Raw genomic sequence first — 25,138 nt, 5'->3', positions numbered from 1 at the left:
GCATATCCACCTCGGGCTGTGCGGGAATGAACTTTGAATACGGGACAGGGTTTTCGCGACTATTTTTTGGATAGGCGGATGAATTCATTCGGACAACCACTCCGAGTTCAGGCCGCTTCAGGTCTCTCGCGAAGCGCCGGGGGGCATCGTTATATTGCCGGTTGTGCCCCGAACGATACATTTCAGCTCGCAACAGACCCTGAAATTCGTCGGGTCGTCCGAAGTTATGTAATCTGTGAACCTTTCACCGGCGAGCGTTCCGATTGTCTCCGCCGGAATCCGGATTGTTGTCAGTCCGGGTTCGACATCCATCGACCCCTTGAAATCCCCGATGCCGATTATGGAAAGATCATCGGGTACATTCAGCCCGAGCTTCTGGGCTGCAAAAAGCGCGCCCTGCGCAATAACGTCATTGCCGCAGAGCAGCGCTGTGGGATGGGGGTGTCGGGCCAGCAGGTCCAACGTCGCCTGTTTTGCCTGCGACACGCTGTAAGGCGCCTCGGATTTGCGATGATCGGGGACTGTGATGTTACGGCTGCCGAGGGCTTCAAGAACGGCGGACAGGCGATGGCTGGCGCGGTCATTGCCTATTGTGTCGGGAAAGATCAGCCCGATGTCGCGGTGACCCAGCGCCAGCAGATGCTCTGCCGCCATGCGCCCGGCCTGGCGGTTGTCCGCACCAACACAAGGAAGCTCCGATGTTTCGGCGTAGTTCCAGATCTCCAAAGCGGGAATGTCCTGCTGTTCGATCAAGCGGATCGTGGCCTCGGAATGCTCCAGCCCGACCAGCGCGACCCCATCGACACGGTGTTCCAGCAACTTGCGGACCATGGCGTATTCGCGGTCCAGATCATAGCCGTGAGAGGCCAGCAGCAGGCTGAACCCGGCCTGGTCGATGGAGTCCGAGAACGCCTGTATCACTTCGGCAAAGATGGCGTAGTTGATGGTGGGGACCACCAGCCCGATTGTGCCTGAGCGCTTGCCATGCATGGTCTGGGCTGCGCGGTTGCGGATATAGCCGAGCTTCTGCACCGCTCGATTTATCTTCTTGCGAGTCGCCGGATTCACCAGATCGGGGTGATTGAAGGTGCGCGACACCGTTGACGCAGACACTTTTGCGGCCTTTGCAACCGCCACGATATCCACCTTACCCTTTTGAAAGTTCGCCATAATATCCTCGCTCGCGGCTGAATTTATGAAAACATTTGCAATACTATTTTCATCGCCTAACCTAGTTTGTCAACAAAAGGCAAAGCAGGACTTTGCGATGTTGGGAGGCCACGGATGGAATTCATATATTACTTCGGAGACGTGTTTTCGCCGTTATCGTTCCTGTTGCTGCTTGGCGGCACGGTAGGCGGGCTGATCCTGGGCGCGACGCCCGGCCTGTCCCCCACGATGGCTGTGGCGTTGCTGATCCCGTTCACATTCCAGCTTGAGGCGGTTCAGGGGCTGATCCTGTTGGGGGCGGCCTATACCTCGACCGTCGCGGGTGGCGCCGTCAGTGCCATTCTGCTCAAAATCCCCGGCGCGCCGGCCAATATCGCCACCACACTGGATGGGCACACAATGGCCAAGCAGGGGCAGGGCGCGCGCGCGTTGCAACTGTCGTTCCTGGCCTCGGCTGTGGGTGGCATCTTTGGCGTGCTGCTGCTGATCTTTCTGACCCCGGTTCTGGCAAAATGGGCGCTGGCCTTTGGCCCTTCGCACCTGTTCTGGCTGGCCATACTGGGCGTCACGGTGATCGGAACGCTGGATTCGTCCTCGGTGGTCAAGGGGCTTTTGTCGGGCTGTATCGGGTTGTGGCTGGCCACAATCGGATTTGACGACATCATGGGCGCGCAGCGCTTCATCTTTCATCCCGCACTCGGGGGCGGCATCAACATCATCGCCGCGCTGATCGGTCTGTTCGCCATTCCGCAGGTACTGACCATGTTCGCCAAAGGCCGCCGCAATGTCGGAGCCGAGGTGATCGAAGTGCAGCGCCATTCGATCCTGGCCGCCGTTCGCGAGCTGTTCAGCCGCACCCGGGCGCTGAGCATCGGGACCCTGATCGGGTCGATCATTGGCCTGATCCCCGGTGTCGGAGGCCAGATCGCCGGTCTGGTCGCCTATGATCAGACCAAGAAATTCTCGTCCGAAAAGGACAAGTTCGGCACCGGCCATTCCGAAGGTGTCATTGCTGCGGAGGCCGCCAATAACGCTATGGTTGGTCCTTCGCTTGTGCCGCTGCTGACGCTGTCGATCCCCGGCAGCCCGACCGCCGCCGTGCTGTTGGGCGGGTTGCTGATCCACGGGATCTTCCCGGGTTCGGATCTGTTCGACAATCATCCGGATGTGGCCTGGACTTTCATCAACTCGATGCTGATCGGGCAGGTGCTGATGTGCATCTTTGGTCTTTACGTTGCCGGTCTTGCGGCGCGTGTCGCGCAGGTTCCGCAATCGGTGATGGCTGCCATCGTTCTGTCGCTATCGGTGTTTGGCGCCTATTCGGTGCAAAGCTCGATGGGAGATGTCTATGTCATGGCTTGTCTCGGTATCGGCATGTTCTTTCTTGAGCGCTTCGGCTTCTCCGCCGCGCCGCTGGTGCTGGGCCTGATCCTGGGACCGATCGCCGAGGCGAACTTTATCCAGGGCTCGATGATCGCCGACGCGACCGATGGTAGAGGCGCCTATTTCCTGACCGGCGGATTGAACCTGTTCCTGATCGCCGTGGTGCTGGCCTCGATCGTCTACTCGGTCTGGATGGAACTTCGCCACCGCCGCTACACCACCAAAGAGGAGGCGCAGGCATGAACCGCTCGCAGCATATATTCGGATCTGGCATCGTCTTTGCCGTCGGGCTCTGGGTGACCTGGATCAGCTATACCCAGCAACCGGCCGAGGCCTTTCTGTTCCCGCGTCTTATCGCATCGGTCTTTGTGGTGCTGGCGGGGTGGACATTTGGAAAGGCAGTGCTGGGCCTGTCCAAGGTGGGCATCGGGGTGTCGCGGACGATGTTCGTGAACCTGTTACCGGGGTTGGTCGTCATGCTGATCTATGTCTTCTGGGCCGCCAAGACGATGGGGTTCTACACTGCAACCGCCATCGCCTTTTTCATCCTGCTGTCGCTTTATGACCCGGCCCCGCATGCCGAGGCCAAAAGTTGGATCAAGCGCGCGATCATCACGGGCGTTTTCGTGGCGGTGATGTACGGGCTCTTTGCCTTGCTGCTGAACGTCTACACACCAAAGGAAATTCTGTTCTGACCGTGCGCAAGGCACGGGCGAACTCATTCAGGGAGGAAACGCAAAATGAAACGATTGATTGCAGGGGCGGCACTGGCGCTCATGGGGCTGACGGGGGCAGCAGGGGCCGACGAATACCCCGAACGCCCGATCATGATGATGGTCAGCTATGGCGCAGGAGGTGCCACGGATTTCCAGGCGCGGATCGTGACAATGACATCCGGCAATGAGGATGCGCTGGGCATGCCCATCGCCATCATCAACAAACCCGGTGCAGGCGGGCGCGTGGGCTGGAACTGGTTCGCCACGCAGGCCGACGCTGATGGCTATACGCTGGCCGCTTATAACGTGCCGCATTTCATTGCCCAGTCGATCAAGGGCGGGGTCCAGTATTCGACTGACAGCTTTGAACCCATCGCCAATTGGGGTGCCGATCCGGCGGTTTTTGTGGTGGGGGCCGACAGCCCCTTCAACTCGATGGAAGATGTGGTCGCTTATGCCAAGGAAAACCCCGGCAAACTGACCGTGTCCGGTGCCGGTCTGTTTGTCGGCCACCACATCGCGGCCTTGCAGATCGACCAGGCTTCCGGGACCAAGATGGCCTATATTCCCACCAAGGGTGGCGGTGCTGCCGCAATGAAGGCAGTGATCGCCGGTGAGGTGATGGGTGGCATCAACAACCTGTCCGATGCCTTCCGCGCGCAAGAGGCGGGCAACGTCAAAATCCTTGGGGTCGCCGATCTGGAGCGTAGTGCCTTCCTGCCGGATGTGCCCACCATGAAGGAACAGGGGCTGGACGTGGACAATTCCTCGGTCAATTTCCGGGGCGTGATGGTGCCCAAGGGCACACCGCCGGAGGTGATCGAGAAACTGGCCGCAACGGTGCCGGAAATGTTTGCAAATACCCGTGTCTCCAAGAAGATGGAGGCAGGCGGTTCGCCCATGCACATCATGACACGTGACGAAGTGATCGAGATGTGGGCGCAGCGTCAGCAGACGCTGAACGAGTTGCTCGCCGGTCTCTGATCCAGACCCCCCCATCGGGGCGGAACTGGTCCGCCCCGGACAACCAATCGAGGACAAAGATGAACGCTCAGGACGGGATTGCCCCCGAAATCGCTGAAGTTGATCGTATCGTGGCGCGGGCGCGCAAGGCGCAGGCGGCATTTGAGGCCAGCGGCAGCCAGGCGCTTTATGACAAAGCAGCGCTGGCGGCCGGATGGGCCATCATGGAACCGGCCCGCAACCGCACGCTGGCGGAATTGGCGGTTGAAACCACCGGTCTGGGCAATGTGCCCGACAAGATCACCAAGAATCACCGCAAAACGCTGGGATTGCTGCGCGACCTCGCCGAGGTGCAGACCCATGGCACCATCAGCGATGATCCGGTCACCGGCATCACCGAGATTGCCCGGCCCATCGGCGTCATCGGCGCGGTTGTCCCATCGACCAACCCCGCCGCGACACCGGCAAACAACATCATCAACGCGCTCAAGGGCGGCAATTCCATCGTGGTGGCCCCGTCACCCAAGGGTGTGGCCTCGTGCGAGAGGCTGCTCAGCTACATCCATGCCGAGTTCGACAAGCTGGGGCTGGATCGCGATCTGGTGCTGATGATCCCGGCGCCCGGTTCAAAAGCCAAGACCCAAAGGCTGATGGAGACCGCCGATCGGGTGATCTGTACCGGCAGTCAGAACAACGTGCATCGCGCGCAATCCTGCGGCACCCCCGCCGTTGCGGTCGGCGCGGGCAATGTCACCACCATTGTGGATGAAAGTGCCGATCTGGCTGCGGCGGCGGCCAAGATCACGGCTTCGAAATGTTTCGACAACGCGACCTCTTGCTCATCCGAAAATGCGGTGGTTGTGGTGGATGCGGTCTATGACGCCTTTGTTGCCGCGATGGCTTCCGAAGGCGGTGCGCTGGTGCCTGCCTCGGATGCTGACGGCATTATTGCGCGGCTCTGGCCGGACGGGCATCTCAACCGTTCGGTCATCGCGCAGGACGCCGACAAGATGCTCGAGGCGCTGGGCATGACCGAAAAGGTGCCCGAGGGCACCAAATTCCTTGCGGTCGAAACCGACGGGATCGGCCCGGATCACCCTCTGTCCGGGGAAAAGCTCAGCCGGGTGCTGGCACTGTATCGGGCAAAGGATTTCCCCGAGGCCAAGGCCACGGCGACCCGTATCCTGGCACATCAGGGGGCCGGGCATTCGGTCGGCATCCATACCAGCGATGACGCCCGCGCTGTAGAGTTGGGCCGCGATTTGCCGACCTGCCGGGTCATCGTCAATCAAGCGCATACCTTTGCCACCGGAGGTAGTTTCAACAACGGCATGCCGTTTTCCCTGTCGATGGGATGCGGCAGCTGGGGCGGCAATTCCATCGACACCAACCTGCATTGGCGGCATTTCGTCCAGACCACCAAGATCGTGCGCGAGATACCTCCTCGTGAACCCGACCTGGACCAGATCTTTGGCCACTATTGGGCGGAGGCGGGCCAATGATGGACACACCCAAGGGAACCGTCCGTGAATGGCTGGATCTGCGCGCGGATCAGGGCGGGGGCGGTTTTGTCTTCCCCGACGGTGCGCCGGACCTGAGCTGGGTCGAGCTGCGAGATGCGGCCCGCCGCATCGCTTGCATGTTGACCGGGCTGGGTGTGGCCAAAGGCGAAAGCATCGCCATCCTCTACCCCAATTGCCGCGAAGCGCTCGAGGTGGTGTTCGGCGTTCTTTATGGCGGATTCCGTGCCACCATGATCAATCTGGTCGCGGGCGACAGTGCCGTTGCGTATGCGCTGGAGCACAGCGACGCGCGCTATGGCTTTGTGCATCCCGATCAGACCGATCTGTTCGACCGCAATGCCAACCGCGAGGCGATCACCCCGTTGCAGGTTGCGCAGGCGGAGGGCGCCACCGGCGATCTGCACGACCTCTCGCCCGAAGACCATGCGCTGCTGATGTACACCTCTGGCACGACAGGTCGCCCAAAAGGTGTGGTGCACACCCATTCCAGCCTGTTGGCCGGTGGCTGGACAACGGCGGTAGCGCATGAGTTGACCGCTGATGATCGCGGGTTCTGCGTCTTGCCGATCTACCACATCAACGGTCTGTGCGTGACGGTGATGGGAACGCTGGTCTCGGGCGGTTCGCTGGCCATGTGCGAGCGGTTCTCGGCCAGCCGGTTCTGGGACAATCTGGGGCGGGCGCAGGCCACGTGGTTCTCGGTTGTGCCCACCATCATTTCCCATCTTCTGCACTCCGACCTCAACCCCGACGAAGAGGCGTGCAAGCGGGTCCGGTTCGGCAGGTCAGCCTCCTCGGCATTGGCGCCGGACGTTCAGCGCGCGTTCGAGAAACGGTTTGCGGTCCCGATCATCGAAACCATGGGGCTGACGGAAACCGCCGCACAAATCTTGTCGAATCCCTTGCCTCCGGGTGTGCGCAAGATCGGCTCACCGGGTATCGCATATGGGAACGAAGCGGCGATCTTTGATGCCGACCTGCAGCCCGCCGCGCGCGAGACCGAAGGGGAGTTGGTCATTCGTGGGCCCAACGTCATGCTCGAATACCTCAAGGACTCCGATGCGACCGCCGGGACGTTTACCCCGGACGGGTGGCTGCGCACCGGCGATCTGGGGCGCATGGACGCGGATGGCTATGTCTATGTCACCGGACGGCTGAAAGAGCTGATCATCAAGGGCGGCGAAAATATCGCCCCGCGCGAAATAGACGAGGCGCTCTATTCGCACCCCGACGTTGTCGAGGCCGCCGCCTTTGCGCGGCCCTGCAAGAGCTACGGGGAAACGGTTGCCGCAGCCGTGAGGCTTCGCGATGGATCGGACCTGACGGCGCAGGCGCTTCTGGAAATTTGCCAGAGCCGGTTGGGAAAGTTCAAATCGCCTGACGAAATTCACCTGCTGGGCGATCTTCCCAAGGGGCCGTCGGGGAAAATCCAGAGAAACAGGATCCTCGCCATCGTCGAGGAGCGTGCCGGCGCCTCCACATCGTAGACGCGGAACTTTGGCGTCGGTGGTGGCCGTTTGGCCGATAGCCATGCCAGCCGATTGCAACTGCGCCAGCAGCGCACTGCTCGGATCGTCCATGTCGTTCCAACTGTTGGCGTTCGGGTTTGCCTGCTTGCCCTGCAAAGTCGTAGGATTGCCGCCGTTGCCAAGAACCTCGATCATCAGATCATCGCCCGATCCGGTGATCTGCGGGTGATGTTTCCTATTTGCGGCGGTTCGTGCGGAATTGAACGGGCCGTTTTCCATTCTAAAGGGTGAAGCCGGATTGCGCTGATCTGTTTGGTCCAGGGCGGCGCATCAATTGGTGTTCAGATCGGTCCAGAGCAAACGGTGGCGGCTGGCATTGACTGCGTGCTCATACATCGGATCGCCGGGCGCGGGCCAGAAGACGCCCGATCCGGCAACCTGCCAGTCGCGCGATGGCAGGATGTAGTCGACACGCATACGGCCCGGTTTTTCCCAGTCTACCGTATCCAGTGCATTGGGCGTCTGGTGGCCCTGATCCGGGGCCTGCTCGGCACCTGCGCTGCGCGGTGCAGGATCCTGCAGTTTGGGATGGGTCAGCAAAGAGCGGACCGCCGCATTAATCCCGTCGCTGTCATGGGGGTCCAGATTGGCGCCGCCCAACAGAATCAGGCGCGCCTCGGGGGGCTGGCCGAATTGGCCATCCAGAAAGTGACGCCAGAACAGTATCTCATCTCTGTTGCGCAATCCGTTGCGGTCTTCGGGGCCATCGAACACAGGCGGGCCAGCCTGAAAGGTCAATAGATCGATCCGGCCAGTTGGTGTCTCAATCGGCACAACCCAGTGGGCGGTCGATGACAGGCGCTGAACTGCTTGTGCTTCTGCGGACGGGTAGGGCAGGCCATCCATCTGAGGCAAGGACGCCCCGGGAAGGTCGCGCCAGAGCAGCGTCGAAAAGTCCCGAACCTCTTCGTGCAGGATCGGATGTTTGGACAGGACGGCGATGCCTGCCTGCCCCGTAAAGGCACCATATCCCTGCGCGTCGCCGGGCCCGCCGGTCAGGCCGTCTCCGTCCAGATCGAGATCGGTCGCCAGCCCGCTGTTTGGCCGCAAATGCAGGGCATGGTCAAATCGGACCCCGGCAGCGGCCAATGCGCGGGAGAGGGCGTTCAGGGCGCTGGCCTCGTGGTCCCAATCGATGCTTTGCAGGGCGATGATATCGGGGTTCACCTCTGCGATTATTCGGGTCACCTGCAGGATACGTTCATCACGCCCTTTAGTGATGTCGCGTAACAGCAGGCCGGGGCCGTCACGGCTCAATTCGGTGTTGTAGGTGGCGACGCGCAGTTGCTGGGCGTTGCCAATCGCAGGCAGCGCCAGAATCAGCGCCAAAGCCAGCCGGATCATGCTGTTTGCATGGCCTCGGTATCTGCGTCCTCATAGGCGCGACGGCGCTTTTCCTCGATCAGTTCGGCAATGCGCATCATTGCCATTCCGCGCATGACCATGCTGGCGGGCAGGAAGGCCCAGGCGCTGACCACCCAGATCAGGGTGTGCGGGTTTTCCATCGGGAACGGATTGACGAAATTGGAAGCGATCTTGACGAGTGCCGGGATCACGAAGGGTAGCAGGAACCCGATGACCATATTGGCGCGCCCGTCTTTCTGCAGCCGCGCCACAACATCGCCACCCGTGGTGGGATCGAAGAGCGGGAGGTTGATCCAGACATTGAACGCCCCGTTGCTGGTCGGCCAGCCACGAACCCGGACCGAGAAATAGAAGGTCAGGATGGTGGTCAGCGACAGGACATAGGCCAGGCCAGCGGCAAGACGAACCGCATTGATCGTGTCCAGAGAGCTATGATCCGGCAGCATCAATACGATCAGCCGGACCGGAGAATAAGGGAAATCGACCATATGCGCCGTCAACACACCAAGACCTGAGAACAGGGCAGTCACATTGGTCGGTTCATATTGGTGTTTGATAATCAGCGTCAGAAAAGTGACCATCGACATCAGGGCCACAAACCGCAGACGGTTCAGCGGTGGAGCGTCCCGGAATTCTATGAAGCTTGGAAATGCCGAGTTGTATTCGGCAAAGGTCAGCACAAAGGCAAGGATCGCGACAAGAACCACGATCTCGACCGAACTTGTTAGATAGCCCGGCAGGTAGAGTGCTGGCGTGGCAACCATCACTGCCACGAGTAATCCGCGCATTACTGCGCCCGTGATACGTCCAATCACAATTCGACCCCTTCAAACTGGACGGGTCGATACATTGCCGATCCCGTTCCAAACTTGGCCCTTCCCGTAAAGGGCGAGTAGTTTTTTTGCACCATTTGTGCAGGCGTTAATCTTTCACTCAAGTAGAACCTCTTGCTAACAGGCGATTCCGGGCAAAAAAGTGGCAAAACTGGTGCGTTCTTGCATCAATCCGGGTGTGGCGTGCTTATTGATCAGGAGGTGAATACCACATCTTGTGGTTGGAGGTCGCGGAGGCGCATGGGCAGATATTTCTACCCTCTCAGGGTTGCGCGATTCGAATCGGTGCTACCTGAGGCTATCACCAGATTCGAAGTGCCTGTTGCAGCCGGTCATGAATCAGATCGAACTTGCGACGCTGGAAGCTGCTGCTGGCATGTTTCGCCTCGGTTATGGACAGCCAGTCGATCAACAATCGCATGCGGATGCAGAAATCCAGAATGTCGATATCCAGCGCATGGCGGTATTGGCGCAGGAACATCTCTTTGTTGACGCGCAGTATGCCGCTGCGGTCCAACTCGTCCGGGTTTGCAGGACGAAACACATCCATCTTGAGGAAATCCACTATGTCATAGACCAGGTGTTTCTCTGTCGCTTCGGTAAAGTCGATGCCATAGGTCGCGCCTTTTCCAATAAGCAGGTTTTCACCATGGAAATCCCCGTGCGCGAAGCCGCAGGTATCGTTTCGCCGGGTCAGGCTTTCCCCTTGCTGTCGGAGCATGTTGATCATCGGCGAGTAGCTGGTTGCGGCGGCTTTGGGCGTGCCATGCACCAGAGTAGCGATCGTATCGAACATCCATTGCGGCGTGAACTCGGCTCTCGTCTGGTCTTTGAAGTCGTGCAGCCATTCACCTGCACGCCGATAGACCTGCGCAGCCTGAAGACTGTCAGGAGTTTTGCGGATAACTTCGGTCGCCGTTGGCCGGTCGATATACTCGGTAACAAAGAACCGCCCTGAGGGCGAAAGATACTCGGGGCGCACGATGCGGGTGTTGTCGAACTCCCGGAAATGATCATGGAGATCCTGCAGGACGGCGAACTCGTTGCGAAGGCGATCGGTCTGCCCCTCCATCAGGTCGATTTTGAGAGAGTACGCCCGGTCACCAATGCGGACGAGAAAAACCTGTCTTTCGTCCGGAAAACCTGCCGACCTATAGATGCAGGTGAATGCCGTTTCGCCCTTGGCGTCGAATTTCCCGGCGAATTCCTCGACGAAGCCGGAGATCAGGGCGTGATCGACGTTGAGCAGGTTCGGCACTAGGAGACACCCCTCTTGGGTGCAGGGTCCTGTTGGCCCCGCGATACGCCGGCCGGGGTGCCTGCACCTGCGGGCAAACGGAAAAGGCCGCGCTGTTGCGCGGCCTTATATCGGGATGTTTCGATCACTCAGACCCAAGGGCGTTCTTGTGACGCTTTGCCCTCGAAGGCATCAATGGCATGGGCCTTTTCCATGGTCTGGCCGATATCGTCCAACCCATGAAGCAGGCAGTGCTTTCTATGCGCGTCGACCTCGAATTCGATCACGACTCCATCGGAGGTAATGATCTCCTGCACGTCCAGATGCACCGAGATGCGGGCATTCTCGCCCTTGTGCGCATCTTCCATGATGATGTCGTGGTGCTCTTCGGCGACCACGATCGGCAGGATGCCGTTCTTGAAGCAGTTGTTGAAGAAGATGTCGGCAAAGCTGGTCGAAATCACGCAGCGGATGCCGAAATCCTTGATCGCCCAGGGCGCATGTTCACGCGAAGAGCCACAGCCGAAATTGTCGCCCGCCACCAGAATCTCGGCCTGGCGATAGGCGGGTTGGTTCAGAACAAAGTCCTCCTTTTCGCCGCCATGGTCGTGGTAGCGCATCTCATCAAACAGGTTCTTGCCGAGGCCAGAGCGTTTGATGGTCTTCAGGTGGACCTTGGGGATGATCATATCGGTGTCGATATTGATCAGGGGCATGGGGGCAGCCACACCGGTGAGTCGTTCGAACTTGTCCATTTTACTTACTCCCGCGGTCGGGACAGCCCCCGGACCGCTTAGCTTTGCTTGATTTCCGTGTCGGTGGCTTCGCCGTCCTTGCCGCGCAGGAAGAGCGCCATAAAGATCAGACCGAAACCGTTGAACAGCATTTCGATACCCAAGAGAATTCCGAGCAGTTTCAGCAACCATGTGGGATCTTCACTGGCATAGGTCCAGATGATCCCCGCCAGAATGATCGACAGAATGCCGGAAATGAGCGTTGGGGCAAAAAGCCCGGTGCCGCGCATCTGGAACGACAGGATGATCCGCGCGATGCCGCCTGCCATGAACAGGATCAGCACCACCGTGGCCAGCGTCAGCGTCCCTTCCAGCGGGTGCGCCAGAAACGACCAGCCCAGGAACAGCATGACCGCCGCCATGATGATGGCCAGAAACTTGCGGCCCGCGCCCTCGACCGAGAAGCCGCCCACCAATTGCAACCCACCGCTGATCAGCAGAAGGATACCGGTAAGCAGCGTCACGGTGACCGATGCCACCACCGGTGCCCCCAGAACGATGACGCCGAATACAATGGACAGCAGTCCCAGCAGGAACCATTTCAACCAGTCGCTCATGTCTCTTTTTCCTCAAAAAGCTTAATATTGAGCGTAGCTTACATCAGTTCCCGCACGTCCGTAAGCCTTCCCGTGATCGCTGCGGCGGCAGCCATGGCCGGGGACAGCAGATGGGTGCGCCCGCCGCGTCCCTGACGCCCCTCGAAGTTGCGGTTCGAGGTCGCCGCACAGCGTTCCCCCGGTTGCAACTGGTCGGGGTTCATCGCCAGACACATGGAGCAACCCGCAAGCCGCCATTCGAAACCGGCATCGCGGAAAACCTGCGCCACGCCTTCTTCTTCGGCCTGTGCCCGGACAAGGCCCGAACCGGGCACGACCATGGCGCGCATACCGTCCTTGATCTTCTTGCCCTTCAGGATTTCGGCGGCAGCGCGCAGATCTTCGATGCGGCCATTGGTGCAGGAGCCGATGAAGACGGTGTCGATCTCGATCTCGTTCAGCGGTGTGCCGGGCTCAAGGCCCATATAATCGAGCGAGCGCTTGGCCGCCTCGACCTTGCCGCCTTCGAAATCCTCGGGGCTGGGCACGGTGGCGGTGATCGGCAGCACATCCTCGGGCGAGGTGCCCCAGGTCACGACCGGTGCGATATCTTCGCCGCGCAGGGTGACAACCTTGTCCCAATGGGCGTCGTCATCGGAATAGAGTGTCTTCCACCAGGTCAGCGCCGCTTCCCATTGCGCGCCCTTGGGAGCGTGCGGGCGACCTTTGACATAGTCGAAAGTGGTTTCATCGGGGGCGATCAGGCCCGCGCGCGCGCCGCCTTCGATCGCCATGTTGCAGACGGTCATGCGGCCTTCCATGGACAGATCGCGGATCGCTTCACCGCAATATTCGATCACATAGCCAGTGCCGCCAGCCGTTCCAGTCTCGCCAATCACGGCAAGTGTGATGTCCTTGGCGGTCACGCCCGGGTTCAGCTTGCCGGTGATCTCGACCTTCATGTTCTTGGATTTCTTCTGGATCAGCGTCTGGGTGGCCAGCACGTGTTCCACCTCGGACGTGCCGATGCCATGCGCCAGTGAGCCAAACGCGCCGTGGGTGGCGGTGTGGCTGTCGCCGCAAACGACGGTCATGCCGGGCAGGGTCCAGCCCTGTTCGGGGCCGACGATATGCACGATGCCCTGGCGGACGTCGTTCACCGGATAGTAGTTGATGCCGAAATCACGTGCGTTCTTGTCGAGCGCCTCGACCTGAATGCGGCTTTCTTCATTATCGATGCCATTGACCCGATCCGGCGTGGTCGGAACATTGTGATCCGGCACGGCGATGGTCTTTTCCGGCGCGCGCACCGGGCGGCCTGCCATGCGCAGCCCTTCAAAGGCCTGCGGGCTGGTGACTTCGTGGACCAGATGGCGGTCGATATAAAGCAGGCAGGTGCCATCATCGGTCTCATGGGCGACATGGGCATCCCAGATCTTGTCATAGAGTGTTTTGGGGGACATCGGTCCTCTCCCGTATATTTGGAGAATTGCTGGCGAAAGGCTGGACGCCGTCTATAGGCGGGCCAGCACCGTGCGGGCAGCCCCAAAAAACCGTTCGCGCAGTCGCGCGCGGTCTTGCAGATCAAGGGTTGGGGCCGTATCGGGTCTCATGGCGCCCAGATACAGTTCCAGACCACATGTATCAAGGTCTGCCAGCGCCTATACTGTGCCGTTGGGGCACATTCGTGCGATCAGATATCAGGTTTCATTGAAATGTAATGCTGCCGGGGTTAAATTCGAAGGTAGCCCAGCGTCGGGGTCTGGCGGCGCGCAGTAAAGGAGGACAATGTCCTGTCTCTTTATCCAGAGGCGGCAATTACCGCCGATGAACGGGCCGGTTTGATGGCCCAATCCCAGCTTACCAGCGAAAAGCTGCTAGAGCGTATCCTTTCCTCTCTGAGCGATGACAAGGCCGAGGATGTTGTGCAGATCGATCTGCGCGGCAAGACAGAGATCGGCGATTACATGGTGATCGTTTCCGGTCGGTCGACCCGTCAGGTCGCGGCCATGGCAGAGAAATTGTCGGATCGCATCAAGCAGGAATTCGGGTTCACGCCAAAGGTCGAAGGCAAGGATGCCGGCGACTGGGTGTTGATTGATACAGGCGATGTGATCGTCCATATCTTCCGCCCCGAGGTCCGCGAATTCTATCAGCTGGAAAAGATGTGGCTGCCGCAGGGTAGCAACGCCTCGACGAATTGAGGCGTTATCCCGGCCGATTTTGACGGCCGGAAGCGGGGAACGATGCGCATTTCCATTTGCGCGGTCGGCCGTCTCAGGGCCGGACCGGAAAAGGATTTGATTGACGACTACCTGGCGCGCTTTGACAGGACCGGTCGTGCGCTGGGGCTGGGCCCGGCAAAAATCATCGAAGTTGAAGACAAGAAAAACGCCGGGATGGGCGCCGAGGCCGCGCTGCTGCGCAAGGCGATTCCGAAAGGTGCCCTGATCTGTACGCTGGATGAGCGGGGCCGTACCCTGACCTCGCCCGAGTATGCGCAGCGTCTGGGGGATTGGCGCGATGCGGGCCGTCAGGATGTCGCCCTGATCATTGGTGGCGCGGATGGCATTGATCCGTCTTTGCGCGCTGAAGCTGACTTCTCGTTGTCCTTCGGCAAGATGGTCTGGCCCCATATGCTGGTCCGGGTGATGCTGGCCGAGCAACTTTACCGGGCTGCGACGATCCTGTCGGGCGGTCCCTATCACCGGGTCTGACATGGCGCAGCTTTTGATCGTGTACCACTCGCGCACCGGCGGCAGCCGCCAGATGGCGCAGGCCGCTGCCGAAGCGGCGCGGGAGGAGGCGGGCACAGTGCTCAAGCCTGCCGATCAGGCGGGTCCCGAGGATTTGCTGCGCGCCGATGGCTACATCTTTTGCGCACCCGAAAATCTGGCCGCGATTTCGGGCGTGATGAAGGATTTCTTTGACCGGTGTTATTATCCTGTGCTGGGCCGGATCGAAGGGCGGCCTTATGCGCAGATGGTCTGTGCCGGGTCCGATGGCGAAAACGCGGCGCGGCAAACGGCGCGGATCGCCACGGGTTGGCGGCTGAAAGAGGTGCAGCCACCCCTGATCATATGCACCCATGCCCAATCCCCCGAAGATATCCTTGCTGAAAAACACATTCCGGGTGATCAGCTCGACACATGCCGCGAGATAGGTGCTGCTCTGGCGGCGGGTCTCAGTCTGGGTGTGTTCTGAGGATCAGTTCAGGGGGACCAGAGTGGTCTCATCTCTCCAACCATCGACGCTGCAGCGGGCCTGAACCTGCACCTGAACCGTGCCATCGGGGACGCGAACCGAGCCGAGCGAGCGGGTAAAGGGCTGTTCCTGTTCATGCGGGTGATGCAACACGCGCAGACCCAACTCGTTTCCGTCCATGTCCAGAACGCGCCAGCCATCGGCATAGTGATCCCAGCCAGTGTCGGGATGCGAAATGGTTACGTCGAAACGCCAGTCGCTGCCGGACTGCAACGCGGTCACGTTTTCGATGGTTGGTGGATCTGCCAGAACGGGCCCGGCCAGCAGCACAAAGGGAAGAGTGAATCTCATGGCAGCAGCTTAACGGCGAAGCGCGTGCCCTGCATTCAAGTTTGTGTGTCCGCAGGCGGGTTCAGCAGTATCTCGCGTGAATAAGACGCGAATTCCCGGCGATAGAGCATCGCCAGCGTGATGACACTTGCCAGTATCAACGCAGCCGGGCCGAGCATCCAGGCCACCGCCGCAAGCGCGAAATAGGTCGAGCGCATGGCGCGGTTGAAGCTGCGCGCCGCTGTGGTGCTCAAGTCGGCGGCCTGTTTGGCGCGGGGATAGGCATTGGCGGCCTCGGGATCGTTGGGCACCGCACCCATGATCACTGCGCAATAGCCGAACAGGCGATGCGCCCAGACATATTTCAGAAACGCGTTCGACAGAAACAGCAGGACGCAGATGATCTTGAGCTCCCAGACGAAAGCGGGCGCGTCGCCGATGGCAAGCTCCTGCGCAACGCCGGCCAGTCGGTCGGTATTGCCGACCAGCGCCAGGCCACCACCAATGGCGATCATCGAGGCCGAGGCAAAAAACGTGGTGCCCTGCCGCAAATGCCCGATCAACTGGCTGTCCAGCACGCGGGGCTCACGGGTCACCATCTGCATCATCCATTCGCGCCGGAACCCTGCCATCAGATAAGACACCGATGGGCGGTTTGAGTCGGCTTTCTCGATCCGCCAGCCGATCCAGAGCCAACCTGCCACAAGCAGGGCGACGGCACCGTAATCCAGCGGCGAAAACAGCGATGCGCGATCAATCCATGACATGCCGGGACCATAGGGGCAGGGCGGGTGACTTGCCAGATGCCTAAATTGGTAATACTAACTTACCAAAATGGAGTCCCGCTATGGAAATGCCTGCGCCAGATCCCAAGATCCTTGAAAGAAAGCCGCAATTGCTGGCCCGCCTGCGGACCGTGCTGCCCGATGATGCGCTGATCCACGACATTTCCGAAACCCGCGCTTATGAGTGTGATGCGCTGACCGCCTATCGCTGCCCGCCGATGGTTGCGGTCCTGCCCGCCTCGACGCAGGAGGTGTCGGACGTGCTGCGCATCTGCCATGAAGAGGGCGTGCCGGTGGTGCCGCGCGGCTCGGGCACGTCGCTGGCGGGCGGTGCCCTGCCCACCGAGGACAGCGTCATTCTGGGTGTCGCGCGCATGAACGACGTGCTGGAAACCGACTATGACAACCGGATCATCCGGGTGCAGTCCGGACGCACCAATCTCAGCGTCAGCGGTGCGGTGGAAGAGCGCGGTTTTTTCTATGCACCCGATCCGTCGTCGCAACTGGCCTGCGCCATCGCGGGCAATATCGCGATGAATTCCGGCGGCGCGCATTGCCTGAAATACGGGGTGACCACCAACAATCTGCTGGGAGTGACCATGGTGATGATGGATGGCACCGTGGTCGAGATCGGCGGCGCGCATCTGGATGCGGGCGGGCTGGATCTGCTGGGGGTCATTTGCGGGTCCGAAGGGCAATTGGGCGTGGTGACCGAGGCGACGCTGCGCATCCTGCACAAGCCCGAAGGTGCCCGCCCGGTGCTGATCGGGTTCGATGACAATGCGGTGGCCGGGCAATGTGTGTCCGACATCATCAAATCCGGTATCCTGCCAGTTGCGATCGAGTTTATGGACAGGCTCTGCATTCAGGCCTGCGAGAATTTCGCCCATGCAGGCTATCCCGATTGCGAGGCTTTGTTGATTGTCGAAGTCGAGGGCTCGCAGGCAGAAATCGACCATCAACTGGCCAAGATCATCGAGATTGCCCGGCGGCACAATCCTGTCGAGCTGCGGGAAAGTGGCTCGGCAGAGGAAAGCGCCAAGATCTGGCTGGGCCGCAAATCCGCCTTTGGGGCGATGGGGCAGCTGAACGACTATATGTGTTTGGACGGCACGATCCCGGTCTCGGAACTGCCCATGGTGCTGCGTCGGATCGGTGAAATGAGCAAGGAATACGGGCTGCCTGTTGGCAATGTCTTTCATGCCGGTGACGGCAATATGCACCCGTTGATCCTGTTTGATGCCAACAAGCAAGGTGATCTGGAGAAATGCGAAGCCTTTGGTGCCGACATCCTGCGGCTGTGCGTCGATGCAGGCGGTTGCCTGACCGGAGAGCACGGGGTGGGCATCGAAAAGCGCGATCTGATGCTGCATCAGTACAATTCCGAAGATCTTGAGACGCAGATGGCGGTCAAGGACGTGTTCGACCCGCAATGGCTGCTGAACCCGGCCAAGGTTTTTCCGCTCGGATCGTCGGCACAGAGACGCAGCGCGTGATTTGTCACCCACAAATCGCCCCGAAACATAAAGAAGAGCTGGGATGATACCAGAGGCAGAAACGGAGCTGGCGCGGATCGTCGCCGGATTGAATGGCCCGGTGTCCATTGTCGGCGGGGGCACGCGCGGCGCGACCGGATCGGCGCCTGCGCTGGACATGTCGCGCCTGTCGGGCATCCACCTCTATGAGCCGGGTGCGCTGACATTGGTGGCTGCTGCCGGAACCTCACTGGCCGAGGTCGAATCCGCGCTGGATGCCGAAGGTCAACGCTTGGCTTTTGAGCCGATGGATCACCGGGTGCTGCTGGGCACACGAGGTGAGCCGACAATTGGCGGGGTCGTGGCGGCCAATGTCTCGGGCCCGAGACGGGTTCAGGCAGGGGCCTGCCGCGATTTCCTGTTGGGGGTGCGGTTTGTTGATGGTCGTGGCACCGTCATCAAGAATGGCGGCCGGGTCATGAAGAATGTGACCGGGTATGATCTGGTCAAGCTGATGGCAGGGTCCTGGGGCACGCTGGGGGTGTTGAGCGAGGTCTCGCTGAAGGTTCTGCCCAAGCCGGAGATGGGGATCACCTTAGTTTGGCACGGGTGTGGCTGGACGGCGGCTTCGAAGGTACTCTGTGCTGCGTTGGCATCTCCCTTCGAGATCACGGGAGCGGCTCGGCTACCGCAAAGAAACAGAAGCCCGACATCAAAATCCAAGACAGTCATTCGAATTGAGGGGTTCGAGGATTCGGTCAAATACCGTGTTGGGAGACTGCTGGAGTTGTTTGCGGACCTAAAGCCTGACCGAATTGTCACTGATTCGGACGAAAACGAGGCGATTTGGAGCGCAGTGCGGGATGTTACGCCATTCAGAAATGCGGTTGGCAATGTCTGGAAAACGTCCGTAAAGCCGACGGATATGCCTCTGGTGACCGGAAAGTGGGAGTTTGAGCATGTGGTGGATTGGGGCGGTGGGTTGATTTGGACGCTGGCTCCCGAAGGTGTCGATCTGCGCTTGGCTCTAGGGGGAATCCAGGGACACGTTTCGCTGGTCCGGGCCAGCAGGGACGACTTCGAAAGATTCGGACGCTTTCAGCCACAGGATGAAACACTTATCAGAATCGCGCATGGCATCCGGGCACGCTTCGACCCGCAGGGCCGCTTCAACCCCGGATTGATGGGCTAGATCATGCAGACAGAATTTACGCCGGAACAGTTGAAAGACCCGGCCATCAAACGCTCCAATGAGATTCTGCGAAGCTGTGTGCATTGCGGGTTCTGTACCGCGACCTGCCCCACCTATCAGGTGCTGGGCGACGAGTTGGACAGCCCGCGCGGGCGCATCTATCTGATCAAGGACATGCTGGAAAACGCCCGTGTGCCGGACGAAAAGACCGTCAAGCATATCGACCGCTGCCTGTCCTGCCTGGCCTGCATGACAACCTGCCCCTCGGGCGTGCATTACATGCATCTGGTGGACCACGCGCGCGAATATATCGAGGCCAATTACAAGCGCCCCTTTGGCGACCGGGCCCTGCGCTGGGCACTGGCGCGGATACTGCCTTATCCGAGGCGGTTCCGGCTGGCTTTGTTGGGGGCAAAACTCGCGCGACCGTTTCGTGGCCTGCTGCCCGATGCGCGGCTGCGGGCAATGCTGGATATGGCGCCGCGGCACATCCCTCCGGTCAGCCGCAATGACGATCCGCAAAGCTTTGCGCCCAAAGGCCCGCGACTCAGAAGGGTCGCGCTGATGACCGGTTGCGCACAGAAAGCGCTGAACACCGATATCAACGATGCCACGATACGCCTGCTGAGGCGGCTGGGGTGCGAGGTTGTGGTGGTCGAAGGCGCGGGCTGTTGCGGGGCGCTGACCCATCACATGGGCAAGACCGGAGAAAGCCACGCCAGCGCGGCGCGCAACATCCGCGCCTGGGCGCGTGAGATGGACGGGCAGGGGCTGGACGGGATTGTCATCAACACCTCGGGATGTGGAACGACCGTGAAGGATTACAGCCATATGTTCCGCGACAGCGATCTGGCTGAGGACGCGCGGCGCGTGTCTCAGATCGCGATGGATGTCTCGGAACTGCTGGTGCAGTTGGAACTGCCCGAGGCCGCGCCGCGCGATATGACTGTGGCCTATCACGCGGCCTGTTCGCTGCAGCACGGGCAGAAGATCACCGCGCATCCGAAAACCCTGCTGCGCCGGGCCGGGTTCGATATTGTCGAACCCGCCGACAGCCATCTGTGTTGCGGCAGCGCGGGCACGTACAACCTGATGCAGCCGGAAATCTCGGGCAAGCTGAAGCAGCGAAAGATTCGGACGCTTGAGGCTCGAAATCCGGATGTGATCGCGGCGGGCAATATCGGATGCATGATGCAGATTGGCTCGGGCACGGCGGTACCGGTGGTTCATACCGTCGAGCTGCTGGACTGGGCAACCGGCGGCCCGAAACCCCCGGCGTTGCTGCATTCCCACAGTCGCGAAACGGAGATCCCGAACCTGCGCCCAAGCCTGTAACCTTGCCGCAATTTCGCCGTATGACTTGGCTAAAACAAGGGACGAATGCTGGCGGAGCCTTATGTGCGTATTGTGATCAAAGCCCTGTTGCTTGCCTGTTTGCCCGGATTGGGTCTGGCGCAGGATAGCGGGTTGAAACGGCTAGAGACCACGGATTCGGCGCGTGACTGGATGGCGGTCGGGCGTCTGGATATCGACGGGGCGGGGTTTTGCACCGGTGCGCTGGTTGCGCCCGATCTGGTCCTGACCGCCGCACATTGCCTGTTCAAACACACCTCGGATGAGCGGATCGACCTGTCCCGGATCGAGTTTCTGGCGGGCTGGCGCAAGGGCCACGCCTCGGCATATCGCGGTGCCAGCCGCGCGGCGATCCATCCGGATTACAAACATCAGGAAGAGATCTCGGCGCAGCGCGTGCGTAATGATGTGGCCTTGATCCAGTTGGACCGCCCGATCCGAAATACCACGATCCTGCCCTTTGCGACCGGCAGCCACCCGGACCGGGGCGAGGATGTCGGCATCGTGTCTTATGCGCAGGACCGCTCCGACGCGCCGTCGCTTCAGCGAGCCTGTTCGGTGATGGCGCGGCAACAGGGCATCCTTGTCATGTCCTGCGACGTGGATTTCGGCTCTTCCGGCGCGCCGGTCTTTTCATTCAGCGATGGCACGCCGCGCATCGTCTCTGTGGTGTCGGCCAAGGCCGAATCGGATGGAGGCCGGGTGGCGCTGGGCGCAGGGCTTGAGGCATCGCTTGCCATTCTGCGTTCCGAACTGACCGCACGCCCCTCCAATCGGATCATGAACGGATCCACCAGCGCGAAATTTATCAAGCCATGAGAACCTTTCTGCTTCTTTTCCTCGGCCTGTGCCTGTCCCTGCCGCTACACGCGCAGAACAGCGGATTGCGGCGGTTGACCGATCGCGAGGACCTGCTGGGATGGGAGGCCGTCGGCAAGCTGGACCTTGGTGGTGGGTCGTTCTGTACTGGCACGCTTATCGCACGCGATCTGGTTCTGACGGCGGCCCATTGCGCGGTGGACAGGTCCACCGGCAAACCCTATGCGCCGGGCCGCGCGGTTTTCCACGCCGGGTATAGCGACGGTGCATCCTTGTCGCGGCAAGAGGTATCGCAGATCGCGGTCCATCCGGATTTTGACATCCGCCAGCCGATGTCTCCGGAATACATTCGCGTGGATGTCGCATTGATGCGGCTGACGCAGCCGGTTCCGTTGAGCGTTGCCAATCCCTTTGCCCTGCATTCCGGCAATATCCACGGTGCGGAAATCAGCGTGTCCTCTTATGGGCAGGGCCGGGCCGAGGCGATCTCGCGTCAGAAGTCCTGCCGCATCCTGAACCGGGAGGAAGGGCTGATCATGGTGGATTGCGATCTGACCTTCGGCTCATCCGGGTCTGCCTTGCTGGCCAGGTCCGACAGTCGTTGGCAGATTCTGTCGGTGCTGTCCGGCGGCGGGAACCATAACGGGCAGAAGATCGGGGTCGGTATGGAACTGCCCGAGATCGTCGCGCAGTTGAAACGTCAGATGTATCGCGATGCACCCCGCCCCAAGGCCGGGATCAAAATGCTGGGTGTCGGGTCGGGCCGCCGCAGCTCAGGCGCCAAATTCATCCGCCCGAACGGGTCTTGAAACCCATTTTTTTCGTCCCCATCTGAATTGCGTCGGGTTGCCACTCTGGGACCCGAACATCACCCGCCCGTCCAATCGGAGGGCACAACGTCCATCGCTCTAGAATGAGGATAAACGAAAAATGCGTAGTTTTGATTTTGCACCCATGCACCGCGCCACCGTCGGCTTTGATCAGATCGCCGACATCATGGACCGCGTGATGAGCAACGACGTGGCTCAGCCCAGCTATCCACCTTACAACATCGAAAAAACCGATGCGGACAGCTACCGCATTTCGATCGCTGTCGCCGGGTTCGCCGAAGATGATCTGGCGGTTGAAGTCAAGGAAAACGCCCTTGTCGTTTCGGCCAAGAAGGCCAGTGATGAGTCCGAGCGCAAGTATCTGCACCGTGGCATCGCCACCCGCGCCTTCGAGCGCCGTTTTGCACTGGCCGACCATGTGCGCGTGACCGGCGCGACCCATGAGAATGGCATGTTGCATATCGACCTGAAACGCGAAGTGCCCGAAGCGCTGAAACCGCGTCGGATCGCCATCGGCTCGCCTGCAGCGGCAGAAGCAGACGTGGTTGACGCCAAACCGGTGAACTGATCGCACCGATACTCTGACCGGCGTTTGTAGCACGCCGGGACAGTGTCGCGAAAACAGGGCTTACCTCTGGTTTTCGCACCGCCCCGCGCCTCTCCGGACGCGGGGCGGAGTGTTGTCGGACGCCCTGATTTTGGGCGGTCGGTCCTTAGCTGCCTTCGCTGATATTGCCGATGGACCAGAACATGGTCTCTCCGGAACTGTCGTCCACGCCATCATTGTCGCTGATCACAAAACCCTCGCCCGAGGGCAGGATCGCCATCCCTTCGATCTTGTCCAGCACGTAGCCACCGGTTGATTTCAGATCTGGCAGCAGGTCTCGGACCAGTTCCTTGCTGACGATTGGCAGATCACCATCCAGCGGAGCGGGCTTCATCTCGCTCAGCGGTATGCGGTAGACCTTTTTGGTGACGGCACGGTCGTCATGTTGGTTGTCCCGCTCGATGACATAGACATGTTCGCCAAAGGCGGTGATCTCGCTCAGGCCGACCCAACCGGTATCCGGCGCGGCTTTGGGGTAATGCACTGCGCCCCATTCCTTGCTCTCAAGGTCATAGGCGACCAGCTTCACTTGGTGTTCAGGGTCATCCTTCCATTCCCGCTGAACCGCCATCCAGAGCGTATTGCCAATGCGGGCAATGCCTTCGAAGCCGAACCGCTTTTCGACCGCCATCAGTTCGGGGGGCAACCCGATCTCACCCTTCCGGTCCTTGATCGCGCCATCAGGCTGCACGTGGTAGATCGCATGTGGAATCAGCCGGTCTGTGCGACCCTCAGAGGCCACATAGAACCCGCCATTGCCATCCAGCGCGATGCCTTCCAGGTCGATCTTCTGCGCCGGCGCTCCGTTTCGGGTGATGCGGATCACATCGGTGATCTGCGCCGGGGTCTGGCTGGGGTCGATCTTGAATATCGACGGCTGGAAGCCATAAAAACTGTCGTTCACCGCCCAGATCATGCCGTCGTCATCTGCGACCATGCCCGACATCGCACCCCATCCGATCAGCGCGCTGGTCCCGGCAGAGGTCAGATGGGGATAGGTTGCAGGTGCCTGCTGATACTCATAGATCATGACATGCGCACGCGGGCCGCCATCCTCGATCAGGTCCTTTTCATTGGCCGAGACGAGTAGATTGCGCTCGGGGATCGCCACATACCCTTCCGGCCCGACGCCCGACGGCAGCAACTGTTTCAGCACCGGTTTGACCGGATCCGTCGCGTCATAGACGCCCACGATCGAGGCGCGTTCAGCGCCGACGAAGATCATCGGCGTGCCGCCGAAAGTTGCGGCGGTCACGCTTTCGGGCTCGACCCCTTTGCTGTCCGAGCGCTTGTCCGGGTAGTGGCCCACTTGGATGATGGCATGTTCGAACGCGGAGCCGCTGTCATAGATTTCAGCGCCGTCCTTGGCGAAGATGGTCCATCCGCGCGAACCGCCTTCATAATCGCCCTCGTTTGCCGTGGCGAAGTGGCTATCGTCGATCCACTTGACGGCGTCGGGTTCGCGCAGGCGGCCTTTCTGGCTTTCGTCGAAGATCAGCGATCCGCGTTCATCGGTGGCGTCGATCCCCTCCAGATCAACTGACCCGGCCGAGAAATGGCTGATGACTTTGCCCTGGCTGTTCACCACGGCAATGTGGTTGTTTTCCTGCAAGGTGATGACTGTTTCGCCAAGGCTGTTGATGTCGACGAATTCCGGTTCCGGATCGCTGCCTGCAATCTGGGCAAGACCGGTCAGATCCACGTTCTTCATATTGGCGCAGTCCAGCCCACCGGCGGCCAGGCCGATCATGGCCAGCGACCCGGCGGGCAACTGCGGAATGAGGCCGTCATTGAGGTCCTCGTCACGCTCATTCTCGATCGCAACCGAGATGAAGCTGCCATCGGGCGCGGCGGCGATGCTGTCAGGCTGTCCGCCCAGCTCGCAAGAGGCGATGATCTTTTTGGTTGCTACATCCAGCGCGACCAGTTTGCCTGAGGGGTCGGTGTAGCTCTCCGAGGTGTTCACGCCGACAAATGCGGTATTGCCCAGTACCGCCACCGAGGTGGGTTCGCCGCCGATGTTGATATTGCCCAGAGGCGCGGGATGCATCGGGTCGGTGATGTCGATCAGGCCCACGGCGCCAAGGGGGCTGTCGGTATAGACCAGCGTGTTGCCATCCGCCGTCGCCGCGATGATCTCAGGCGAGCTTTCGCGGTTGGTGTCCTCTCCATTGGCCATGTTCCTGATGACCGGGAAAGAGGCGATGCGGTTGAAGTTCATTTCTGCGGCGGCGCTACCGGCGGTAAGAATGGCCACCATGGCCAATGCTGACGCTCTATTCATGAGATCCCCACTTTATTGGATGGAGCTTGCCTGATCCGGGCGCGTGACAGAGGGGTATCGGTTTTGAAACAGGTTTATGAATTGTCGGAGAGGCGGGGCGCGCCGGTCTGCCGGGTCTGGTTACGCCCGGAGAATCTGTTTGGATTGAGAGCGCGACTCGGGATTGCGCGAGTTGGGCTGTATTGGGGTGGATTTGTTTTGACTTGGTGC

General features: G+C 60.4%; 25 protein-coding genes. 15 read left to right on the top strand and 10 right to left on the bottom strand.

Translation table 11 applies throughout. The features are described 5' to 3' along the window. Window positions 1–117: 117 nt before the first annotated feature. A complete protein-coding gene (locus M3P21_RS20450) occupies window positions 118–1,170 on the bottom strand; it encodes a LacI family DNA-binding transcriptional regulator (RefSeq protein WP_249713139.1) in 1,053 nt (350 codons plus the stop codon). A 114-nt stretch (window positions 1,171–1,284) separates the two neighbouring features. On the opposite strand from M3P21_RS20450, the gene M3P21_RS20445 reads away from it, so the two are divergent. Genes M3P21_RS20445 through M3P21_RS20420 form a run of 6 tightly spaced genes read left to right on the top strand, consistent with a single transcriptional unit; the run spans window position 1,285 to window position 7,515 of the window. Then, the gene (locus M3P21_RS20445; RefSeq protein WP_249713137.1) at window positions 1,285–2,796 is read left to right on the top strand and encodes a tripartite tricarboxylate transporter permease; all 1,512 of its coding nucleotides are present in this window, start codon (window positions 1,285–1,287) and stop codon (window positions 2,794–2,796) included. Continuing rightward, complete coding sequence (locus M3P21_RS20440; protein WP_249713134.1) at window positions 2,793–3,248, top strand: tripartite tricarboxylate transporter TctB family protein; 456 nt, start codon at window positions 2,793–2,795, stop codon at window positions 3,246–3,248. The genes M3P21_RS20445 and M3P21_RS20440 overlap by 4 nt, the downstream gene beginning before the upstream one ends. Window positions 3,249–3,293: 45 nt before the next feature. Next, the gene (locus M3P21_RS20435) at window positions 3,294–4,253 is read left to right on the top strand and encodes a Bug family tripartite tricarboxylate transporter substrate binding protein (RefSeq protein ID WP_249713132.1); all 960 of its coding nucleotides are present in this window, start codon (window positions 3,294–3,296) and stop codon (window positions 4,251–4,253) included. 59 nt (window positions 4,254–4,312) lie between these two features. After that, the gene (gene sauS / locus M3P21_RS20430; protein ID WP_249713130.1) at window positions 4,313–5,734 is read left to right on the top strand and encodes an acylating sulfoacetaldehyde dehydrogenase; all 1,422 of its coding nucleotides are present in this window, start codon (window positions 4,313–4,315) and stop codon (window positions 5,732–5,734) included. Then, window positions 5,731–7,242, top strand: a complete 1,512-nt coding sequence (locus M3P21_RS20425; RefSeq protein WP_249713128.1) for an AMP-binding protein — start codon at window positions 5,731–5,733, stop codon at window positions 7,240–7,242. The genes sauS and M3P21_RS20425 overlap by 4 nt, the downstream gene beginning before the upstream one ends. A 30-nt stretch (window positions 7,243–7,272) precedes the next feature. Next, complete coding sequence (locus M3P21_RS20420) at window positions 7,273–7,515, top strand: hypothetical protein (protein ID WP_249713127.1); 243 nt, start codon at window positions 7,273–7,275, stop codon at window positions 7,513–7,515. 39 nt (window positions 7,516–7,554) lie between these two features. Here M3P21_RS20420 and M3P21_RS20415 read toward each other — a convergent pair whose 3' ends face one another. The 6 genes from M3P21_RS20415 to leuC all read right to left on the bottom strand — a co-directional run bounded on the left by M3P21_RS20415 (window position 7,555) and on the right by leuC (window position 13,512). Then, window positions 7,555–8,628 (bottom strand): endonuclease/exonuclease/phosphatase family protein, encoded by a 1,074-nt coding sequence (locus tag M3P21_RS20415; protein WP_249713125.1) that lies wholly within the window; start codon window positions 8,626–8,628, stop codon window positions 7,555–7,557. After that, complete coding sequence (locus M3P21_RS20410; protein ID WP_249713123.1) at window positions 8,625–9,464, bottom strand: hypothetical protein; 840 nt, start codon at window positions 9,462–9,464, stop codon at window positions 8,625–8,627. Before M3P21_RS20410 ends, M3P21_RS20415 begins: the two co-directional genes overlap by 4 nt. A 319-nt stretch (window positions 9,465–9,783) precedes the next feature. Beyond that, window positions 9,784–10,740 carry a phosphotransferase gene (locus tag M3P21_RS20405; RefSeq protein ID WP_249713121.1) on the bottom strand — a complete coding sequence of 319 codons (957 nt, stop codon included), beginning with the start codon at window positions 10,738–10,740 and terminating at the stop codon, window positions 9,784–9,786. Window positions 10,741–10,868: 128 nt separating this feature from the next. Continuing rightward, window positions 10,869–11,474 carry a 3-isopropylmalate dehydratase small subunit gene (gene leuD, locus M3P21_RS20400; protein ID WP_249713119.1) on the bottom strand — a complete coding sequence of 202 codons (606 nt, stop codon included), beginning with the start codon at window positions 11,472–11,474 and terminating at the stop codon, window positions 10,869–10,871. 38 nt (window positions 11,475–11,512) lie between these two features. Next, window positions 11,513–12,070 carry an HdeD family acid-resistance protein gene (locus M3P21_RS20395; RefSeq protein ID WP_249713118.1) on the bottom strand — a complete coding sequence of 186 codons (558 nt, stop codon included), beginning with the start codon at window positions 12,068–12,070 and terminating at the stop codon, window positions 11,513–11,515. Between the two features lie 38 nt (window positions 12,071–12,108). After that, window positions 12,109–13,512, bottom strand: a complete 1,404-nt coding sequence (leuC, locus tag M3P21_RS20390; protein ID WP_249713115.1) for a 3-isopropylmalate dehydratase large subunit — start codon at window positions 13,510–13,512, stop codon at window positions 12,109–12,111. Window positions 13,513–13,890: 378 nt separating this feature from the next. Here leuC and rsfS point away from each other — a divergent pair, with 378 nt between their 5' ends. The 3 genes from rsfS to M3P21_RS20375 are packed head-to-tail and all read left to right on the top strand — an operon-like array spanning window position 13,891 to window position 15,253. After that, on the top strand, window positions 13,891–14,253 hold the full coding sequence (gene rsfS / locus M3P21_RS20385) for a ribosome silencing factor (protein ID WP_373320095.1): 363 nt from the start codon (window positions 13,891–13,893) through the stop codon (window positions 14,251–14,253). Between the two features lie 42 nt (window positions 14,254–14,295). Further along, the gene (rlmH, locus tag M3P21_RS20380; protein WP_249713110.1) at window positions 14,296–14,766 is read left to right on the top strand and encodes a 23S rRNA (pseudouridine(1915)-N(3))-methyltransferase RlmH; all 471 of its coding nucleotides are present in this window, start codon (window positions 14,296–14,298) and stop codon (window positions 14,764–14,766) included. Window position 14,767: 1 nt separating this feature from the next. Continuing rightward, window positions 14,768–15,253, top strand: a complete 486-nt coding sequence (locus M3P21_RS20375; protein ID WP_249713108.1) for a flavodoxin family protein — start codon at window positions 14,768–14,770, stop codon at window positions 15,251–15,253. A 3-nt stretch (window positions 15,254–15,256) separates the two neighbouring features. Here the strand turns inward: M3P21_RS20375 and M3P21_RS20370 are convergent, their stop codons facing one another. Together M3P21_RS20370 and M3P21_RS20365 are read right to left on the bottom strand one after the other, a co-directional pair. Next, window positions 15,257–15,604, bottom strand: a complete 348-nt coding sequence (locus tag M3P21_RS20370; protein WP_249713106.1) for a hypothetical protein — start codon at window positions 15,602–15,604, stop codon at window positions 15,257–15,259. A 35-nt stretch (window positions 15,605–15,639) separates the two neighbouring features. After that, window positions 15,640–16,350, bottom strand: coding sequence for a DUF599 domain-containing protein (locus M3P21_RS20365; protein ID WP_249713104.1), 711 nt, complete (start codon window positions 16,348–16,350; stop codon window positions 15,640–15,642). Between the two features lie 80 nt (window positions 16,351–16,430). On the opposite strand from M3P21_RS20365, the gene M3P21_RS20360 reads away from it, so the two are divergent. From M3P21_RS20360 to M3P21_RS20335, 6 genes are all read left to right on the top strand, one after another. Further along, window positions 16,431–17,864: an FAD-linked oxidase C-terminal domain-containing protein gene (locus M3P21_RS20360; protein ID WP_249713102.1), complete on the top strand. Its 1,434-nt coding sequence runs from the start codon at window positions 16,431–16,433 to the stop codon at window positions 17,862–17,864. A 43-nt stretch (window positions 17,865–17,907) separates the two neighbouring features. Beyond that, entirely contained in the window at window positions 17,908–19,035 is a 1,128-nt protein-coding gene (locus M3P21_RS20355; RefSeq protein WP_249713100.1) for an FAD-binding protein, read from the top strand. A 3-nt stretch (window positions 19,036–19,038) separates the two neighbouring features. Continuing rightward, window positions 19,039–20,370 (top strand): glycolate oxidase subunit GlcF, encoded by a 1,332-nt coding sequence (glcF, locus tag M3P21_RS20350; RefSeq protein ID WP_249713098.1) that lies wholly within the window; start codon window positions 19,039–19,041, stop codon window positions 20,368–20,370. A 63-nt stretch (window positions 20,371–20,433) separates the two neighbouring features. Next, window positions 20,434–21,207, top strand: a complete 774-nt coding sequence (locus tag M3P21_RS20345) for a trypsin-like serine peptidase (RefSeq protein WP_249713096.1) — start codon at window positions 20,434–20,436, stop codon at window positions 21,205–21,207. Further along, on the top strand, window positions 21,204–22,016 hold the full coding sequence (locus M3P21_RS20340; RefSeq protein ID WP_249713094.1) for a trypsin-like serine peptidase: 813 nt from the start codon (window positions 21,204–21,206) through the stop codon (window positions 22,014–22,016). Before M3P21_RS20345 ends, M3P21_RS20340 begins: the two co-directional genes overlap by 4 nt. A gap of 121 nt (window positions 22,017–22,137) precedes the next feature. Continuing rightward, complete coding sequence (locus tag M3P21_RS20335) at window positions 22,138–22,605, top strand: Hsp20 family protein (protein WP_249713092.1); 468 nt, start codon at window positions 22,138–22,140, stop codon at window positions 22,603–22,605. A 145-nt stretch (window positions 22,606–22,750) separates the two neighbouring features. Here M3P21_RS20335 and M3P21_RS20330 read toward each other — a convergent pair whose 3' ends face one another. Further along, the gene (locus M3P21_RS20330; protein WP_249713090.1) at window positions 22,751–24,928 is read right to left on the bottom strand and encodes an esterase-like activity of phytase family protein; all 2,178 of its coding nucleotides are present in this window, start codon (window positions 24,926–24,928) and stop codon (window positions 22,751–22,753) included. Between the last annotated feature and the right edge of the window lie 210 nt (window positions 24,929–25,138).

It is taken from the genome of Ruegeria spongiae, from assembly GCF_023502395.1.
GTDB lineage: Bacteria > Pseudomonadota > Alphaproteobacteria > Rhodobacterales > Rhodobacteraceae > Ruegeria_C > Ruegeria_C spongiae.
Note: the sequence above shows the minus strand (reverse complement) of the source record. Positions and strands in the feature narration are given on the sequence as shown.

Bases quoted from the DNA above. Each gene is read 5' to 3' on its own strand.
- M3P21_RS20370 (WP_249713106.1), bottom strand. From the start codon at position 15,604: ATGAGATTCACTCTTCCCTTTGTGCTGCTGGCCGGGCCCGTTCTGGCA.
- leuC (WP_249713115.1), bottom strand. From the start codon at position 13,512: ATGTCCCCCAAAACACTCTATGACAAGATCTGGGATGCCCATGTCGCC.
- M3P21_RS20450 (WP_249713139.1), bottom strand. From the start codon at position 1,170: ATGGCGAACTTTCAAAAGGGTAAGGTGGATATCGTGGCGGTTGCAAAG.
- M3P21_RS20340 (WP_249713094.1), top strand. From the start codon at position 21,204: ATGAGAACCTTTCTGCTTCTTTTCCTCGGCCTGTGCCTGTCCCTGCCG.
- M3P21_RS20440 (WP_249713134.1), top strand. From the start codon at position 2,793: ATGAACCGCTCGCAGCATATATTCGGATCTGGCATCGTCTTTGCCGTC.
- leuD (WP_249713119.1), bottom strand. From the start codon at position 11,474: ATGGACAAGTTCGAACGACTCACCGGTGTGGCTGCCCCCATGCCCCTG.
- M3P21_RS20375 (WP_249713108.1), top strand. From the start codon at position 14,768: ATGGCGCAGCTTTTGATCGTGTACCACTCGCGCACCGGCGGCAGCCGC.
- M3P21_RS20425 (WP_249713128.1), top strand. From the start codon at position 5,731: ATGATGGACACACCCAAGGGAACCGTCCGTGAATGGCTGGATCTGCGC.
- M3P21_RS20335 (WP_249713092.1), top strand. From the start codon at position 22,138: ATGCGTAGTTTTGATTTTGCACCCATGCACCGCGCCACCGTCGGCTTT.
- M3P21_RS20330 (WP_249713090.1), bottom strand. From the start codon at position 24,928: ATGAATAGAGCGTCAGCATTGGCCATGGTGGCCATTCTTACCGCCGGT.
- M3P21_RS20395 (WP_249713118.1), bottom strand. From the start codon at position 12,070: ATGAGCGACTGGTTGAAATGGTTCCTGCTGGGACTGCTGTCCATTGTA.
- M3P21_RS20415 (WP_249713125.1), bottom strand. From the start codon at position 8,628: ATGATCCGGCTGGCTTTGGCGCTGATTCTGGCGCTGCCTGCGATTGGC.
- rlmH (WP_249713110.1), top strand. From the start codon at position 14,296: ATGCGCATTTCCATTTGCGCGGTCGGCCGTCTCAGGGCCGGACCGGAA.
- M3P21_RS20355 (WP_249713100.1), top strand. From the start codon at position 17,908: ATGATACCAGAGGCAGAAACGGAGCTGGCGCGGATCGTCGCCGGATTG.
- M3P21_RS20435 (WP_249713132.1), top strand. From the start codon at position 3,294: ATGAAACGATTGATTGCAGGGGCGGCACTGGCGCTCATGGGGCTGACG.
- M3P21_RS20445 (WP_249713137.1), top strand. From the start codon at position 1,285: ATGGAATTCATATATTACTTCGGAGACGTGTTTTCGCCGTTATCGTTC.
- sauS (WP_249713130.1), top strand. From the start codon at position 4,313: ATGAACGCTCAGGACGGGATTGCCCCCGAAATCGCTGAAGTTGATCGT.
- M3P21_RS20365 (WP_249713104.1), bottom strand. From the start codon at position 16,350: ATGTCATGGATTGATCGCGCATCGCTGTTTTCGCCGCTGGATTACGGT.
- M3P21_RS20360 (WP_249713102.1), top strand. From the start codon at position 16,431: ATGGAAATGCCTGCGCCAGATCCCAAGATCCTTGAAAGAAAGCCGCAA.
- glcF (WP_249713098.1), top strand. From the start codon at position 19,039: ATGCAGACAGAATTTACGCCGGAACAGTTGAAAGACCCGGCCATCAAA.